The sequence below is a fragment of the Streptomyces sp. NPDC088915 genome (assembly GCF_044749825.1).
GTDB lineage: Bacteria > Actinomycetota > Actinomycetes > Streptomycetales > Streptomycetaceae > Streptomyces.
The window spans coordinates 469,919-485,448 of the sequence record NZ_JBIVIR010000001.1 but is presented as its reverse complement, the minus strand read 5'-3'; the positions used below and the strand labels follow the sequence as shown (position 1 = coordinate 485,448).

Genomic DNA, 15,530 nt, shown 5'->3' with positions numbered 1-15,530 from the left:
CTCGGGTGCGGAGTCAACAGACCTGAGTCGATCCGACTCAACTCTTCGCCCGCCCATCCGCTCACGGAACAGCTCCGGAGGGGTGGAGAGGCGCGTCATTCCCCCTTCCGGGAGGGCGACCCGTGAGAGAGTCCGGGTGCCCCTTCCCGGGCAAAGCGGGCATATTCCACGAATATCCCATGATTCTCACGCGGAAGGATGTGAGGGAATGGCGGTCGGTGGAGGTGCGGCGGTCGGCGGGAGCACGGCGGTCCGCAGGAGCACGACGGCCGGCAGGGGCGCGGCGGCCAAGCGCGCCTTCGACGTCGTGGGCGGGCTCGCCCTCGTCACCGTCCTGTCCCCTCTGTTCGCCGCCGTCGCCCTCTCGGTCGTGCTCGGCTCGGCGGCCCCCGGTCGCGGGGTGCTGCGCCGCCGGACGGTGGCGGGTCTGGCGGGCCGGCCCTTCACGATGCTGACCTTCCGCACCCGGAGCCCGCTGGCCGCGCTGCCCCTGCTGCTGCACGTCGTGGCGGGCCGGATGTCCCTGGTCGGGCCGTGTCCGCTGACCCCGGGCCACCGGGAGTGCGCGGGCGAGGGCCGCCGCCGGCTCTCCGTACGGCCGGGGCTCACCGGGCCGTGGCAGATCAGCGGGCGTTCGGACCTGCCGTGGGAGGAGCGGGAGCTGCTCGACCTCCACTATGTGGACCACCACTGGCTGGGGACGGACCTGCTCGTCCTGGCGCGTACGCTTCCAGCAGTGCGCAGACGCCGCGCGGCAGGTCGCGCGGCGGTTCGTCCGGCGAGGATCGCTTGAGTTCCGGCGGGAGTCACCCGACTTCCGGCAGGAGTCATCGCGCTTCCCGCAGGAGCCGTCCGGCTTCCGGCAGGAGTCACCCGGGCTCCGGCAGGAGTCGTCCGGGCTCCGGCAGGAGTCGTCCAGGCTCCGGCAGGAGTCGCCCTGGCCCCCGCAAGGGCCGCCAGGCCTCCGGCAAGGGTTGCCTGAGCGACACAGATCACCGCGAGGCCCCCTGCATCAGCGGGCCCCGAACGGGTAATCTCAGCACGGACTAAATAAGTTACCGCTTAGTAGGCTCAGCTCAGGCACTGAGCGGGCCCGCTCGAGGAGCCCGTCATGCAACTCGCCGCGATCATTGTGTCGCTGACGCTGACCGTGGTCGGCGTTGCCCTGCTGGCTCGTGCCATCGGCCAGTTCGTCCGGTACTTCAAGCTCGGCCAGCCCGTCCCGGCCGGGACCCGGACCGACAACCCGTACCAGCGCAGCGTGACCCTGGTCAGGGAGTTCCTCGGCCACACGCGCATGAACCGCTGGGGCGTCGTCGGCTTCGCCCACTGGTTCGTCGCGGTCGGCTTCCTGACCCTGCCGCCGACCCTGGCGCAGGCCTTCGGCCAGCTCTTCCAGGCCGACTGGACGCTGCCGGTGATCGGCGGCTTCCTGCCGTTCGAGCTGTACATCGAGTTCATCGGCGTGATGACGATCCTCGGCATCGCGGCCCTGATCGTGATCCGCCTCCTCAGCCTCCCGGGCCGGGCGGGCCGCAAGTCGCGCTTCGCCGGCTCCAAGGCGGGCCAGGCGTACTTCGTCGAGTACGTCATCCTCACCATCGGCCTGGCGATCTACGTGCTGCGCGGCCTGGAGGGCGCGATCCACCACGTCGAGCACTACGAGGCCGCGTACTTCGCCTCGTACCCGCTCGTCCTGGCCTTCAAGGGCCTGAGCGTCGGGGCGCTCCAGAACCTCATCTACTTCACCGCCATGGTGAAGATCAGCACGTCGTTCATCTGGATGATCGTCGTCTCGCTGAACACCAACATGGGCGTGGCCTGGCACCGCTTCCTGGCCTTCCCGAACATCTGGTTCAAGCGCAAGGCCGACGGCTCCACCGCGCTCGGCGCGCTCCAGCCGATGACCACCGGCGGCAAGGAGATCGACTGGGAGGACCCGGCCGAGGACGCCGTCTTCGGCGTCTCCCAGGTCGAGCAGTTCTCCTGGAAGGGCCTCCTGGACTTCTCCACCTGCACCGAGTGCGGCCGCTGCCAGTCGCAGTGCCCCGCCTGGAACACCGGCAAGCCCCTCTCCCCCAAGCTCCTGATCATGTCGCTGCGCGACCACGCGCACGCCAAGGCGCCGTACCTGCTCGCGGGCGGCGGCAAGACCATGGAGGGCGACGAGAAGGCGACCGAGGAGCAGCTGAAGGACGTCCCGGCGTCGGCCCTGGCCGAGGCCGAGCGCCCGCTGATCGGGACGGTCGAGGAGAACGGCGTCATCGACCCCGACGTCCTGTGGTCCTGCACCACCTGCGGCGCCTGCGTCGAGCAGTGCCCGGTTGACATCGAGCACATCGACCACATCGTCGACATGCGCCGCTACCAGGTGATGATCGAGTCCGCGTTCCCGTCCGAGGCGGGCACGATGCTCAAGAACCTGGAGAAGAAGGGCAACCCCTGGGGCCTGGCGAAGAAGCAGCGCGTCGAGTGGACCAAGGAGGTCGACTTCGAGGTCCCGATCGTCGGCAAGGACGTCGAGGACCTCACCGAGGTCGACTACCTGTACTGGGTCGGCTGCGCGGGCGCGCTGGAAGACCGCGCCAAGAAGACGACGAAGGCCTTCGCCGAACTCCTCCACATCGCGGGCGTCAAGTTCGCGATCATGGGCGGCGAGGAGAAGTGCACCGGCGACTCCCCCCGCCGCCTGGGCAACGAGCCGCTGTTCCAGCAGCTGGGCCAGGAGAACGTCGCGATGCTGAACATGGCGTTCGGCGAGGACGACGAGGACGAGTCGACGAAGAAGCCGAAGTCGGCGAAGAAGATCGTCTCGACCTGCCCGCACTGCTTCAACACCATCGCCAACGAGTACCCGCAGCTCGGCGGCGAGTACGAGGTCATCCACCACACCCAGCTGCTCCAGCACCTCATCGACGAGGGCAAGCTGATCCCGGTGACCCCGGTCGAGGGCCTCATCACCTACCACGACCCGTGCTACCTGGGCCGTCACAACAAGGTCTACACGCCGCCGCGCGAGATCATGTCCGCCGTCCCCGGCCTGCGCCAGCAGGAGATGCACCGCCACAAGGAGCGCGGCTTCTGCTGCGGCGCCGGCGGTGCCCGGATGTGGATGGAGGAGCGCATCGGCAAGCGCATCAACAACGAGCGCGTCGAGGAGGCCCTGTCCCTCAACCCGGACATCGTCTCCACCGCCTGCCCGTTCTGCCTCGTCATGCTGACCGACTCGGTCAACGGCAAGAAGAACGACGGCAAGGCCAAGGAGTCCGTCACGGTCGTGGACGTGGCCCAGCTCCTCCTGGACTCGGTGAAGACCCCGGTCGACCCGGAGCCGGCGGAGGAGACCGAGCCGGAGCCGGAGCCCGCCGCGTAGGCACCACCCGCTCAGGAGAACGGCCGTCCCGCCTTGGCGCGGGGCGGCCGTTCCCGTACATACCGTCCCCTAGGGGATGTCACAGGTCAGCCGCAAAGGAGCGCCCGACCGGCGGAAGCGGGTACGTTCATTGACGTGGCTGGATTCAGGAACGGACGCGGCCGGGACAACCGCCCCCCGCAAGGACGACCGCAGCAGGCGCCGTACGGGTATGACGCGGCCCCGCCGCCAGGAGCACGGCAGCAGTGGCCCCAGCAGGGCCAGGGGCAGCCGCCGTACGGGCAGCAGGGGCAGCACGGACACGGGCAGCAGGGACACGGACAGCAGCCCTACGGCGAGCCGGAGTACTTCGGCGACCCGTACGGGCAGCAGCACCCGCACGCGGTCACGGCGAACAACCCGGGCCACACGCAGGTGTTCAGCGTGGACGACCCGTACGGCCCGGCCACGGACCACCACGCCGGCGCGGCCCCCGTCCCGACGGGTCCCCGGCTCCCCTGGAAGGCGCTCCTGAGCGGCATCGTGCTGCGCCCCGCGGACACGTTCCTGCGGACGCGGGACCACGCCGTCTGGGGCCCGGCGCTGATCGTCACCTTCCTCTACGGCCTGCTCGCGATCTTCGGCTTCGACACGGCCCGCGAAGAGGCGATCGACGCGACCCTGTCGACGGCGGTCCCGTACGTCCTGATGACCGCCCTCGGCTTCGTCGTCGGCGGGCTGATCCTGGGCGCGGTCACCCACACCCTGGCCCGCCAGCTCGGCGGCGACGGGTCCTGGCAGCCGACCGTCGGCCTGTCGATGCTGATCATGTCGATCACGGACGCGCCCCGCCTGGTCTTCGCCCTCTTCCTGGGCGGCGAGAACGGCCTGGTCCAGGTCATCGGCTGGCTGACCTGGCTGGCGGCGGGCGCCCTCTTCACCGTCATGGTCAGCCGCTCCCACGACCTCCCGTGGCCGAAGGCCCTGGGCGCGTCGGCGATCCAGCTGGTGGCGCTGCTGAGCCTGATCAAGCTGGGCACGCTGTAGGAACGCGTACGTACGGACAGGAAGGCCCCCGCCGGGTGTCGGCGGGGGCCTTCCTCACGTCCGGGGAGGGGCGCCTCAGGCGTCGAGGACCTGCCCCTCACGACGCACGACGGGCGGCTCGACGCTCCAGGGGAAGTTGATCCACTCGTCGGTCTTCTTCCACACGTACTCGCACTTCACGAGGGAGTGGGACTTCTCGTAGATGACGGCCGAGCGGACCTCGGCGACGTGGTCGACGCAGAAGTCGTGGACGAGCTTCAGGGTCTTGCCGGTGTCCGCGACGTCGTCGGCGATGAGCACCTTCTTGTCGCTGAAGTCGATCGCGTTGGGAACGGGCGCCAGCATGACCGGCATCTCCAGGGTGGTGCCGACGCCGGTGTAGAACTCCACGTTCACGAGGTGGATGTTCTTGCAGTCCAGGGCGTAGGCCAGGCCGCCGGCGACGAAGACGCCGCCGCGGGCGATGGAGAGCACGACGTCGGGCTCGTAGCCGTCGTCGGCGATGGTCTGCGCCAGCTCGCGGACGGCCTGCCCGAACCCCTCGTACGTCAGGTTCTCGCGTACTTCACTCATGACTGCGACCGCCTCACACCTGGGTCCGATGGAAGTTCATGTACGAGCGGGAGGCCGTCGGCCCCCGCTGCCCCTGGTACCGCGAGCCGTACCGCTCGCTCCCGTACGGGTGCTCGGCGGGCGAGCTCAGCCGGAACATGCAGAGCTGGCCGATCTTCATCCCCGGCCAGAGCTTGATCGGCAGGGTGGCGAGGTTCGACAGCTCCAGGGTCACGTGTCCGGAGAACCCGGGGTCGATGAACCCGGCGGTCGAGTGGGTCACGAGCCCGAGCCGCCCGAGAGAACTCTTCCCCTCGAGGCGGGACGCGATGTCGTCCGGGAGGGTGATGACCTCGTAGGTGGAGGCGAGCACGAACTCACCCGGGTGGAGGATGAACGCCTCGTCGCCCTCCGGCTCGACCTCGCGCGTCAGGTCGAGCTGCTCGACGGCGGGGTCGATGTGCGGGTAGCGGTGGTTCTCGAACACCCGGAAGAAGCGGTCAAGCCTCACGTCGATGCTCGAGGGCTGCACCATGGATTCGTCGTACGGGTCGATGCGCACCCGCCCGGCATCGATCTCGGCCCGGATGTCCTTGTCTGAGAGAAGCACGCCCCCACGATACGCAGGGGGCGCGGACCTGCCCCAATCGGCAGGGCCCCGCGCCCCGGCGCTCCCGGCTCAGCGCCGTTCGAGCTCCACCGGCACCGCGTGCCGCAGCCGCGCACACCGCGGACACCGGATGAGCCGCCCGGGCCCGATCCGCCCGGCCCCGAGCTGCTGAAGCGGGAACGAGGCGGTACTGAACACGTGCCCCTCGGCACAACGGACGACGGTGCGCTCCATGGAACCCATCAAGTCCCTTCCCCTACACATGCGGTGGACGAGCAGCCACCTTAGGCGACCGCGGGCCCCTCCCCGGGACGGCACTCCGCACACGCCCGAGGAGGGCGGCGGCTTCGTCTCAACTGGCGCATGGGGTACAGTGTGCAACGATGCGGCACCGGTCATCCGGCCCGCTGCGCGGATGTAGTTTAATGGTAGAACATGAGCTTCCCAAGCTTATAGCGCGGGTTCGATTCCCGTCATCCGCTCTTCGAACGAAGGCCCAGGTCAGAGACCTGGGCCTTCGTCGTCGCGCAAGGGCGCCGACCCGGCGCCGGGAGCGGTTCCCGTTCGTCGGCGGGGCCGCGGGCGCGGTTGTCGCTCGTCCGTCCACGGCGTCCCGGTGCGGTGCTTGAGGCGGTCTTCGCCGCTCCTGTGCTCAGGGCGTGGAGGAGCCGGATGTGCCGTCACGCCCGGTGAGGTGCGTCCCGTGGTGCTGGAAGTCGTCGTGTCTCCCCGGCAGCCGTAGGGCGAACACGGAGCCCTGCCCCGGTTCGCTGCTCACGCTCGCCGTGCCCCCGTGCGCCTCGGTGAGGTTGCGCACGATGGAGAGGCCGAGCCCACTGCCGCCGTGCTGCCGGGAACGGGACTTGTCCGCGCGCCAGAAGCGGTCGAAGACGTGGGGGAGGTCCTCCTCGGCGATGCCGGGGCCGGTGTCGCGGACCTCGATGCGGACGCCCCCGCACGCGCCGCCGGCTTCCGCCTCGCTGTCGGTGGGATGTCCGCCCAGGGTGACCGTGCCGCCCGCCGGGGTGTGCCGGATCGCGTTGGACACCAGGTTGCCGACCGCCTGGCGCAGCCGTACGGGGTCCGCGTCGAGCCACAGATCGTCGTCCGCGTCGACGACGAGGGCGATCAGCCCGGCTTCCGCGCGGGCCTGGTGGCCTGCCGCGACCTGGGTGAGGAGGAGACGTACCGGGGTCGGCTCGGGGTGCAGGACCAGTCGGCCGTCGTCGAGGGCGGCGAGGTCGCGGAGGTCGTCGATGACGTGCTGGAGCAGGACGGCTTCGTCGTGGAGGGAGGCGATGTACTCGGCGTCCACCGTGGCCATACCGTCCTGGGCCGCCTCCAGCCAGCCGCGGATGTTGCTGAGCGGGGTGCGCAGCTCATGGGCGATGTCGCTGACCATGTCCTTGCGTTGGCTCTCCAGTCGCGCGCGGTGTTCGGAGAGTTCGTTGAACGCGGAGGCGAGCCGGCCGATCTCGTCCCCGCTCCGGACGGGAACGGGCGTGCTGTCGCCGGCGTCCTTCATCCGCCGGGCCGCGTGGGTCAGGTCGCGCAGCGGCCGGACGACCCGAGCCGCGACGAGGACGGCGGCGCTCACGGAGAGGGCGAACACCAGGGCCGCGAGGCCGATGATCTCGGTCGTGCTCCGGGGCGAGACGCCGAAGGCGGTGCGGCCGGTCGCACCGGTCGGCCCCAGGGCCAGCCTGGCCGGCGGGGCGACGTGGCTCTTGAGCTGTTCGCGGCGGCTCTGCGCGACGCAGGACGTGATCTCGTCGTCGTTGTTCGCCGCGGTCGGACCGCCCGTCGTCCTGGACCAGGAGAAGTCGACGCCGACCCGGATGCCGGTGATGCCCGTTCCGTTCAGGCACTCGGCCACGAGGGTGTCGAGCCGGTCCAGGGCCCTGCGCTCGGTGTCGGTGATCGTCCGCTCCAGGACTCGCTTGCACAGGGGCGCGGCAACGGGCGGGCCGGAGCGGCCGAGGTGGCGGACGCTGGGGCGACCGCTGGGAGCGGTGTCGATGACGGCCTTGATCCCGTTCTTCGCGAGGCATGCCGCTTCTCGTGCGGCGTGGTCGTGGAGGAGGGCGCGTTCGGTCCCCGTGAGCCGGTACGGCCCCACCGCACGGGGATCGATCCGGTCGCCGGCGGGGGCGGCGGAGAGCGGGTCCAGCAGGGTCACCGAGGGTGCGGGCGGAGGCGGAGTGCGCGACGCGGAGTCGGCGAGGGACTTGTGGTCCAGCGAGGTCAGCACGATGCGCCGGCCCGTCTCCCCGGACAGGCGACGCACTTCCGGCTGGACGCCGCTCCAGGTGCCGTGGGTGGCCGCGTAGGCCAGGAGCCGGTCCTGGATCCGGGCGTCGTCGGCGACGATCTGCCCCTGTTCGCGCTCGATCGCGCCGGTCGCGGTCCGCGCGGCGAGCCAGGCCGTGGCAGCGACGCCGCACGCGCCGACCACGACGGAGACCAGGAACAGGCGGAACAGCAGTCGCTTGTGGAGCGGGAGCCTGCCGGACGGCTCAGGACCCGGCACGCGTGGCTCCGTGGACGGCTGCCCCGTCGTTCCCCTCGCTCCGCTCCCCGGTCGGCCGAGCCGGGCAGGACCTGCCGGCCCGCTCGTCCGCGTCGGCCGGGACCAGTTTGTAGCCGACGCCGAAGACGGTGACCAGCCGACGCGGATCGCGGGGATCGTCCTCGGTCTTCCTGCGCAGGTTCATGATGTGCATGTCGACCGTGCGGGGAGTCGTGTAGTGACTGAAACCGTGCAGCTCGTCGAGGAGCCGGTCCCGGGTGAAGACCTGCCCCGGGCGTGCGGCCATCGCGACGAGCAGGCGGAACTCCCCCGGCGTGCACTCGACGGCGCGGCCGTCCACCGTCACCTCGTGCCGCTCGGGACTGACCCGGAGGGTGCCCACGCGAAGGTCCCCGTCGTCGGACGAGGGCTGCGACTCGCTCCGAGCCGCCCGGCGCAGCAGCGTGCGGACGCGGGCGACGAGTTCACGGGGGCTGTAGGGCTTGGTGACGTAGTCGTCCGCACCCAGATCGAGGCCGAGCAGCAGGTCGTCCTCGGAGACCCGGGCGGTCAGCAGCAGGACCGGCACGTCCCGGCCCTCGGCCCGCAGGACGCGCAGCACGTCGAGCCCGTCCACCCGGGGCATCATCCAGTCGAGGACGGCGAGGTCCGGCTCCCGCCGGCGTACTTGGTCGAGTGCGGCGCGGCCGTCGTGGACGGTCCGGACCGTGTGCCCCTGGCGCTCCAGATAGCGGGCCACCAGTTCGGCCTGCTTGGGGTCGTCCTCGGCGACCAGGATGTGTGCGCACATGGCGACGATCGTAAGTCACGACGATCCGATGATCTGCACCGATTGTCCCGGTATGCACGCCGTCCGGTCCGGCACGACGGGAAGCCGACGAGAACCTGACAGCTTCCTGACACGGCTCGACTACGAAGGAGCCATGACCCCCGCTCCTCCCGGCCGACGGCCCCGCCGCGCGGTCGGCACCCTCGTACTGACCCTGCTGCTCGTCCTGGGCTGTCCGCTCGCAGGACCCGGCACCGCGGCCACCGCGGCGGCACAGTCCGCTCCCCAGGCTCCCCAGGCTCCTCGACGGGACGAGGTGCCCGTCAACGCCTGCGTACCGAAGCGGCTGCACGGCAAGGCGATCACCTTCACGGCCTCGGACGGCGTCCGGCTGTCCGGTCTCGTCCTGGGCAGCGGGCCGCGGGGCGTGGTCCTCTCCCACGAGAACGGCTGGAACATCTGCAGTTGGCTGGCGTTCGCCGAGGAGCTCGCCGCCACCGGCCACCAGGTCCTCGTCTACGACCAGCGCGACGTGCACGACGGGGCTTCCGAGCGGGGCGGCCGGGCCGCGAACCTCCACTTCGACCGGGACGTCCGGGCCGCCGTCCGGCAGCTCAGGGACCGGGGAGCACGGCACATCCTCGCGGGCGGGGCCTCCATGGGCGGCACGGCGACCGCGACCGTCGCTCCCGAGATCCCCGGCCTCGTCGGCCTGCTCATCCTGTCCTCGCCGCGCGAGCTCCCGTTGATGAAGCCGCTCCCGGGTCTCGCGAGGGTGACAGTGCCGTCGTTCTTCGCCGCGGCCACGGGCGACATGACCTTCGTCGACGAGGTGCGGGCCCTCCACCGGGCTTCCGGCGCCGAGGACAAGCGGCTCCACATCCTCGACAGTCACGTGCACGGAGTCGACATGATGGAGGACGGCGAGGCCGGGGCACGTCTTCACGACCAGGTCCTGGCCTTCGTCGACGACGCCTTCCGCGAGGCCGGCGCTTCCACGCCGCCGGTGGACCACGGCGGCTCCACATCCCCGGCGGACCACGGTGGCTCCGTGCCCCCGGCCGATCCCACGGGCCGCACGCTCCCGTCCGACCGCACCGGCGCCGTCACCCCGTCCGAACCGGCCGGGTCACCGACCACGCGCCCCGGGACCGGGTCGCGGACCCCCTGGGCAGCGGCTCACGACGGTGTGGAGCCCGGCCGCTCACCGTTCCTCGTCATCGGGGTGGCGTGTGCCCTCCTCGTGGCGGCGGTCGCGGGCGCCGGCGTGGCCGTGCGGCGAGGACGAGGCGCCAGGCGTCGCCGCTGAACGTCCGCGACGGGCAGGCAGTACGGACGGGCCGGCCTCCGTGTCGAGGCACGCCGTGAGCGAGGGATGCGCGCGCCGGTGAGCGGCGGCCCGCGGCGGTCCCTCCCCTTCGACTTTCCAGCAGGTCACTTACACACGGTGACCGCGATGACGAACCTCGAATCCGGGGCGGGGCGGCCGGACGCCGCCTCCGCGTGAAGACCGGAAACGATCCGAGAGGAAGAACACCCATGGCAACGAAACACCGCAAGCGGCTCTTCTCCGGCACAGCGGGCCGCAGAGCCCTCGTGGCCGGGGCCGTGGCGGCAATCGCGGCGGCGGTGGTCGTGCCCGTGCAGGCTTCGGCCGGCAAAGCCGCGCCCGGCCCGCGGCCCGGCCAGGAGACCGGGCCGGAAACCCACGAAGTAATCGAGGCTCGGTACGACCTGGGCGACCAGGCGTTCACGCCTCCCGCTCCCTACGAGGGCAAGGCCGAACTCACCGCTGTCGTCCACTACCCCAGGGACGTGGCGCGTGGCAGGCATCCTCTGATCCTGATGCAGCACGGACTGTGGCACACCTGCGCGGACCGTGCGGCACAGGTCGAGCTGGAGGCCGCGCAGAAGGCGCTGGCCGAAGCCGAGAAGGCCGGTGACGAGGACGAGGTGGCCCGTCGGAGCGCGCTCGTCGACCGGGCGAACGTCCCCTTGTGGTCCTGGCCCTGCCGGGACGGGGTCTCCCCCCTGCCCAGCAGCTCCGGCTACGACTACCTGGCCAGAGCCCTCGCCCGGGAGGGCTTCATCGTGGTCTCCATGGGCACCAACGGCATCAACGCGACCAGCTCGGGCCAAGCCCCTTCGGTGTACCAGGCCCGCGCCGCGCTGATCAACAGGCATCTGGAACTGTGGCGCCAACTGGCCGCAGGAAAGGGCCCGTTGCAGGGCAAGCTGAAGGACACGAAGACGGGTCGGGGGAGCCGCGCCGGGTTCGCGGGCCATGTGGACCTCGCCAGGGTCGGCACCCTCGGCCACTCCATGGGTGGCGGCGGAGTGATGCAGCACGCCGCCGACGACCGGCACGGTGCCTGGCCCGAAGGCGTCGAGGTGAAGGCCGCACTCGGCCTCGCCCCCACCGCGACCTGGGACGTCGAGCCGGTCACCAAGGTCCCGCTCGCCGTGCTGTGGGGCACCTGCGACCAGGTCAACACCGGTAAGTACGTCGACTGGAACAAGGGCGAGAACAAGGCCCCCCTGTACGGCATCACCCTGACCGGCGGCAACCACGACTACTTCAACACCCAGTGGTCCCCGTCGAGCGGACAGGTCGGCGGCAAGAACGACGCCGTCCCCGGCCGACGCCCCGGCCACTGCGTCTCCCAGGACGGCCGGGAACAGGAACACCTCGGAGTGGACGAGGCCACCCAGCGCCGGATCACCACCGCCTACACGACGGCCTTCTTCCGCCGCCACCTCATGGGCGACACTTCCGCCGACACCCTGCTGACGGGCAGGAAGCAGCTCCCGTACGCGCCGGGCGTGGTGAAGGTGGAGTACGTGCCCGGCGGACGCGGCGCGAGGTAGGGCTGGGGGTGAACCGCTCGTCTCCTCGAGGACGTGGGCGTGGCCGGGTCCGTGCTCGGTCTTGAACCGGTCAACGAGCTACCCGTACTTCCCGAGAACCCACCGTCCGCCCCGGACACCTCGAAGGCCAGGCGTGCCACAGCGTGCCGGTAGACGCGGTGAAGAGCGGTCAACAGGGGGGTTCGCCCGTCCTCTCGGAACGAACCTTCAAGCGAACGTTCCCGCAGGTCATCCGGGCTCTCAGGGGCCAAGTGCCGGGTGATTCCCAAGCTTATGGCGCGGGTTCGATTCCCGTCGTCCGCTCTTGCGCGAAGCCCCGGACCAGTGGCCCGGGGCTTCTTCGCTGCCCGAGTCCGTCCAGGAGCCGCGCACCACGCGTGCGCCACGCGCTCTCCGTGGCGTCCGTCCTGCGGACTCCTCGCGGACCGCCCGCGTCGCCCCGTCAAGGCGGGCCACCGCTCCCCCACCCCTCGTGATCCGGCCCCGGTCAGGACGCCTTGAGCCCGCGCGCCCTCTCGAGGTCCGCCCTCGACCGCCAGTGCCGTAGGGGCTGATCCGCGCCCTGCGCGGGCCCCTCCGACGTGCTGACGGGTCTTCCCCGGCCGCGCGGCCGTCCGTGCGCCCGGTCGTCGCCCTCGTACGCCGACGGGACGCTTCGGCACCGGGGCCCGCGGGCGAGATCAGGCTCCCGACGGAGCGTCATGACCGGTGGACGGCGAGGAAGACGGCCGCGTAGTGGGCGGCGAAGGCTGCCACGGTCAGCACGTGGAAGACCTCGTGGAAGCCGAACCAGCGGGGCGAGGGGTCGGGGCGCCGGAGGGCGTAGACGACCGCGCCCGCGCTGTAGAGGAGGCCGCCGGTCACGATCAGGGAGACCACGGCCGCCCCGCCGCCCCGCAGGAAGTCGGGCAGGTACCCCACGGGTGCCCAACCCAGGGCCAGGTAGCAGGGGGTGTAGAGCCAACGGGGAGCCCCGGCCCACAGGACACGGAAGGCGATGCCGGCCGACGCGCCCGTCCACACGGTCCACAACAGGACGGACCACTGGCCGGGAGAGAGCAGGAGGACGGCGAGCGGGGTGCACGTGCCGGCGATGATCAGGAAGATGTTGGCGTGGTCGAGGCGACGTAGAACGGCCTCGCCGAGCGGCCCCCAGGTGCCGAGGTGGTAGACGGCACTGGTCCCGAACAGCAGCCAGGCCGTGGCGGAGTACACGGTGCAGACCAGCACGGTCTGCGGCGTTCCCGCACGGCAGATGAGGACGATGCCCGCCACCAGCGACACGGGGACCATGCCGGCGTGGAGCCAGCCGCGCAGCCTCGGCTTCACCTGTTCCGCCAGCTCGGCGGCCAGTTCGGCCGGACCGGCGGCGGGACGGGCGTCCTCGGCGGCACCGTCGTGACGCGGTCCGGGAGCGGGACCGGCCGGCCCGTACCCCCCGACCGCCGGTGCGGAAGGGCCGCTGCCGGCTTCGGCGTCGTCTCGGGACACCGCCTCCTCCGGTTCCGAACCGGTCCGTCGGGGATCGCGGGCAACCATGTGCACATCGTAGGAACCCGCCCGGAGGAGATCCCGGAACCCCACCCCGTGGCACTCCGCGTGACGAGCTCCGGCCCCGCGGGCGGCTCCCCGCCGTCGAAGCGCGTCGGGCCGGCCTGCCGGGTCGGGGCGGACGCCCGGGAACCGTCCGGCGGAAACCCTTTCGCCGGGAACCACTCGTCCGGCCGCGGGGCGCAGTAGGCTGGGATTACCGGAAGTAACTCGTACATCCGCCGCCACGCGGACGTCGTTTCCGGCGATCAAGACACTGGGCCGCTCCGCGGAGCGGCCCGGGAACGGGTCCGCGATCATGACCACCATCGCTCCGCCCCTCCCGGCACGTCTGACCCTGACGCCGGGGACCACCCCCGCCGGCTTGTTGGACGGCGCCTGGTGGCCCCGCTCACGCGATCTCGCGGTCGGGCTTCCGTCACTGGTCGACGCGCTGGAGAGCCGCTTCGGGCGCATCACGCGCGTCACGGTGAACCCCGCCCGCTGGCCCGTCGTCCCTCACAAGGTCCCCGCCACCGGGCACACCGTGCACGTGGGCTGGTTCACCGAACAGGATCCCGACAAGATGATCCTGCTCTCCTACGCCGTCGGCCGCTGCGACCTGCTGGTGATCCCGCCCGGGACCGAACCCGCCGCGGCGGCCCGGCTCATGGCCGCCGCCGCCGTCCCCGGCGGCGTCCTCACCGCCGGCGCACTGCTGTCCGGCGAAGCCGCGGCCGACCGCGGCGCACGGGACGTCCGAAGCCGCGAGGACTCCTGGGAGACCGATGGCGGGGCCGCCCCGCCGGTCCTCCGGCACCCGGTCGTCGGGGCACGGATGATCTCCCTGCCGGGGAACGTGCGGAGGTGACGACGTGGAGATCCTGATCACGCTCGCGGCGGGAGCCGCCCTGATCGTGCTCGGCCTGTTCCTGATCCACCGGCTCAACGCCCAGCACGACGCGCGCATCGCGGCCCACCGCTTCGGCGACCCCTTCCCGGCCGCCGCCCGGCCACCGGGCCACAGCACCCGCAATTCGTCGGGACGGGCGCCCGGCCGCAGACGCACGGGCATCCGGTCCTGACCCTGCGACCACTCCTCCGGCCGAAGGCCGCGGGCGGTGCACCCGGCACCCGGGACGACCCGCCCGGCGGCCCGTTCCACCTTTCGTCACCAACCGGCCCGAAGTCATACAATGGAACCAGGATCGAGCACTCTCACGTGCGGCGGTCCGGAAGGGCGGTCCCGGCGGAGTGAATGCGCCGGGGCCGTTGTGACGACCGCCGCCGCAAGGTTCCCGCATCCGCGAACCGAGGCACACCATGGTCCTCTTCCCTGTCCTGCTGATCGCCGCGATCGCGCTGATCGTCATCGGCGCGGCCGTCGACGGCATGTTGTACCTGGCGTCTGTCGGCACGCTCCTCCTCATCGTGGGCGTCCTCTACCTCGCCGTGAGGTCGGTACTGCGCCGCCGACACCCGGCGCACTGAGGTCCTTTCCCCACCGCCGGCACTTCCGGACCTCTCCAACCGTCACCGGGCCGCGCGACGGCAGGCGGAGCGGCGGGGGCACAGGGCCCGGCTTCCTTTCGCGGTCCGGGTCATGACGGTCCCTCGGGCCCGGTCGTCGGGGAGGGCAGGACGGTGACGAGGATCTCGGCGGCCCGCGTCACGTTGTCGGCACGGACCGCACGGGCCATGGCCGTGCGCGCGGCCTCGGGCTCGGTGTCCGGCGGCACCACCATCAGCGCGAAGTGGTCCTTGTCGCCGCGGGTGATGAGGACCGTGTCGTCGCCGACGGGGAAGGAGTCGAAGTGGACGACCCGGCCGTCGACGGTCAGACGGGTCGGGATGCCGTTCCAGGCGGAGGCGTCGAGACCGACCCGGCTGAGCGGGCCGAGGTGCTCGCTCAGGGCGGTGACCAGGGGCGGGAACTCCCGTTCGACGTCGCGCGTGCGCGGCCACCACGCGCCGTCGAGGAGACCCTGCCGGGACCGCGCCGTCTCCAGGCGGAGCAGGGCGGTGCCCGGCCGGACGGCGTGATGGATCTCGTCGGGCAGGAGGAGCGGGGAGGTGGGGGAAGTGCCTGCGTCGGTCATGACCGTTCCGCCCGTCTGCAGGAGGTCGCCGCCACCCGGGGTGTGGCCACAACGGGTGCCGGGCCGACGGGCGGTGCGGGGTCTCGTTCCTTCACCGTACTCCGCGGGTTCCGCGCGTGCGCCGCTCCGTCGACGCACGAGGTCGGCGTCACCGGACGTACGGTGGACGTACC

General features: G+C 71.5%; 14 protein-coding genes and 1 tRNA gene. 9 read left to right on the top strand and 6 right to left on the bottom strand.

Annotated features, from left to right (window positions below):
• Positions 1-208 precede the first annotated feature (208 nt).
• The 3 genes from ACIP5O_RS02330 (at position 209) to ACIP5O_RS02320 (ending at position 4,399) form a co-directional block, all read left to right on the top strand.
• Positions 209-793, top strand: a complete 585-nt coding sequence (locus ACIP5O_RS02330; RefSeq protein ID WP_401287540.1) for a sugar transferase — start codon at positions 209-211, stop codon at positions 791-793.
• A 318-nt stretch (positions 794-1,111) separates the two neighbouring features.
• On the top strand, positions 1,112-3,373 hold the full coding sequence (locus tag ACIP5O_RS02325; RefSeq protein WP_401287537.1) for a (Fe-S)-binding protein: 2,262 nt from the start codon (positions 1,112-1,114) through the stop codon (positions 3,371-3,373).
• 135 nt (positions 3,374-3,508) lie between these two features.
• On the top strand, positions 3,509-4,399 hold the full coding sequence (locus ACIP5O_RS02320) for a Yip1 family protein (RefSeq protein ID WP_356539357.1): 891 nt from the start codon (positions 3,509-3,511) through the stop codon (positions 4,397-4,399).
• Positions 4,400-4,474: 75 nt separating this feature from the next.
• Here ACIP5O_RS02320 and ACIP5O_RS02315 read toward each other — a convergent pair whose 3' ends face one another.
• Both ACIP5O_RS02315 and dcd read right to left on the bottom strand, forming a co-directional pair.
• Positions 4,475-4,972 (bottom strand): phosphoribosyltransferase, encoded by a 498-nt coding sequence (locus tag ACIP5O_RS02315; RefSeq protein ID WP_121830310.1) that lies wholly within the window; start codon positions 4,970-4,972, stop codon positions 4,475-4,477.
• 13 nt (positions 4,973-4,985) lie between these two features.
• On the bottom strand, positions 4,986-5,561 hold the full coding sequence (gene dcd, locus ACIP5O_RS02310; protein WP_137988410.1) for a dCTP deaminase: 576 nt from the start codon (positions 5,559-5,561) through the stop codon (positions 4,986-4,988).
• Positions 5,562-5,972: 411 nt separating this feature from the next.
• Here dcd and ACIP5O_RS02305 point away from each other — a divergent pair.
• Positions 5,973-6,043 (top strand) — tRNA-Gly (locus tag ACIP5O_RS02305).
• A 170-nt stretch (positions 6,044-6,213) separates the two neighbouring features.
• On the opposite strand, the gene ACIP5O_RS02300 is transcribed toward ACIP5O_RS02305, so the two are convergent.
• A complete protein-coding gene (locus tag ACIP5O_RS02300; RefSeq protein WP_401287533.1) occupies positions 6,214-8,091 on the bottom strand; it encodes a sensor histidine kinase in 1,878 nt (625 codons plus the stop codon).
• Positions 8,078-8,881 (bottom strand): response regulator transcription factor, encoded by an 804-nt coding sequence (locus ACIP5O_RS02295; protein WP_401287530.1) that lies wholly within the window; start codon positions 8,879-8,881, stop codon positions 8,078-8,080. Before ACIP5O_RS02295 ends, ACIP5O_RS02300 begins: the two co-directional genes overlap by 14 nt.
• 133 nt (positions 8,882-9,014) lie before the next feature.
• Between ACIP5O_RS02295 and ACIP5O_RS02290 the strand changes: the two genes are divergently transcribed.
• Positions 9,015-10,169, top strand: coding sequence for a serine aminopeptidase domain-containing protein (locus ACIP5O_RS02290; RefSeq protein ID WP_401287527.1), 1,155 nt, complete (start codon positions 9,015-9,017; stop codon positions 10,167-10,169).
• Between the two features lie 230 nt (positions 10,170-10,399).
• Positions 10,400-11,728 (top strand): alpha/beta hydrolase, encoded by a 1,329-nt coding sequence (locus tag ACIP5O_RS02285; protein WP_401287525.1) that lies wholly within the window; start codon positions 10,400-10,402, stop codon positions 11,726-11,728.
• A 699-nt stretch (positions 11,729-12,427) separates the two neighbouring features.
• On the opposite strand, the gene ACIP5O_RS02280 is transcribed toward ACIP5O_RS02285, so the two are convergent.
• Positions 12,428-13,219 (bottom strand): hemolysin III family protein, encoded by a 792-nt coding sequence (locus ACIP5O_RS02280; RefSeq protein WP_401287522.1) that lies wholly within the window; start codon positions 13,217-13,219, stop codon positions 12,428-12,430.
• A 358-nt stretch (positions 13,220-13,577) separates the two neighbouring features.
• Here ACIP5O_RS02280 and ACIP5O_RS02275 point away from each other — a divergent pair, with 358 nt between their 5' ends.
• From ACIP5O_RS02275 to ACIP5O_RS02265, 3 genes are all read left to right on the top strand, one after another.
• The gene (locus tag ACIP5O_RS02275) at positions 13,578-14,129 is read left to right on the top strand and encodes a DUF5994 family protein (RefSeq protein WP_401287520.1); all 552 of its coding nucleotides are present in this window, start codon (positions 13,578-13,580) and stop codon (positions 14,127-14,129) included.
• A 4-nt stretch (positions 14,130-14,133) separates the two neighbouring features.
• The gene (locus ACIP5O_RS02270; protein ID WP_401287517.1) at positions 14,134-14,343 is read left to right on the top strand and encodes a hypothetical protein; all 210 of its coding nucleotides are present in this window, start codon (positions 14,134-14,136) and stop codon (positions 14,341-14,343) included.
• 238 nt (positions 14,344-14,581) lie between these two features.
• On the top strand, positions 14,582-14,749 hold the full coding sequence (locus ACIP5O_RS02265; RefSeq protein WP_383406928.1) for a hypothetical protein: 168 nt from the start codon (positions 14,582-14,584) through the stop codon (positions 14,747-14,749).
• Between the two features lie 110 nt (positions 14,750-14,859).
• On the opposite strand, the gene ACIP5O_RS02260 is transcribed toward ACIP5O_RS02265, so the two are convergent.
• Positions 14,860-15,357, bottom strand: coding sequence for a DUF5994 family protein (locus ACIP5O_RS02260; RefSeq protein ID WP_401287515.1), 498 nt, complete (start codon positions 15,355-15,357; stop codon positions 14,860-14,862).
• Between the last annotated feature and the right edge of the window lie 173 nt (positions 15,358-15,530).

What these genes read in the sequence shown, in the direction of transcription:
- ACIP5O_RS02330 (WP_401287540.1), top strand. Translation starts at nt 209, where the DNA reads ATGGCGGTCGGTGGAGGTGCGGCGGTCGGCGGGAGCACGGCGGTCCGC.
- ACIP5O_RS02315 (WP_121830310.1), bottom strand. Translation starts at nt 4,972, where the DNA reads ATGAGTGAAGTACGCGAGAACCTGACGTACGAGGGGTTCGGGCAGGCC.
- ACIP5O_RS02260 (WP_401287515.1), bottom strand. Translation starts at nt 15,357, where the DNA reads ATGACCGACGCAGGCACTTCCCCCACCTCCCCGCTCCTCCTGCCCGAC.
- ACIP5O_RS02285 (WP_401287525.1), top strand. Translation starts at nt 10,400, where the DNA reads ATGGCAACGAAACACCGCAAGCGGCTCTTCTCCGGCACAGCGGGCCGC.
- ACIP5O_RS02265 (WP_383406928.1), top strand. Translation starts at nt 14,582, where the DNA reads ATGGTCCTCTTCCCTGTCCTGCTGATCGCCGCGATCGCGCTGATCGTC.
- ACIP5O_RS02275 (WP_401287520.1), top strand. Translation starts at nt 13,578, where the DNA reads ATGACCACCATCGCTCCGCCCCTCCCGGCACGTCTGACCCTGACGCCG.
- ACIP5O_RS02325 (WP_401287537.1), top strand. Translation starts at nt 1,112, where the DNA reads ATGCAACTCGCCGCGATCATTGTGTCGCTGACGCTGACCGTGGTCGGC.
- ACIP5O_RS02290 (WP_401287527.1), top strand. Translation starts at nt 9,015, where the DNA reads ATGACCCCCGCTCCTCCCGGCCGACGGCCCCGCCGCGCGGTCGGCACC.
- ACIP5O_RS02295 (WP_401287530.1), bottom strand. Translation starts at nt 8,881, where the DNA reads ATGTGCGCACACATCCTGGTCGCCGAGGACGACCCCAAGCAGGCCGAA.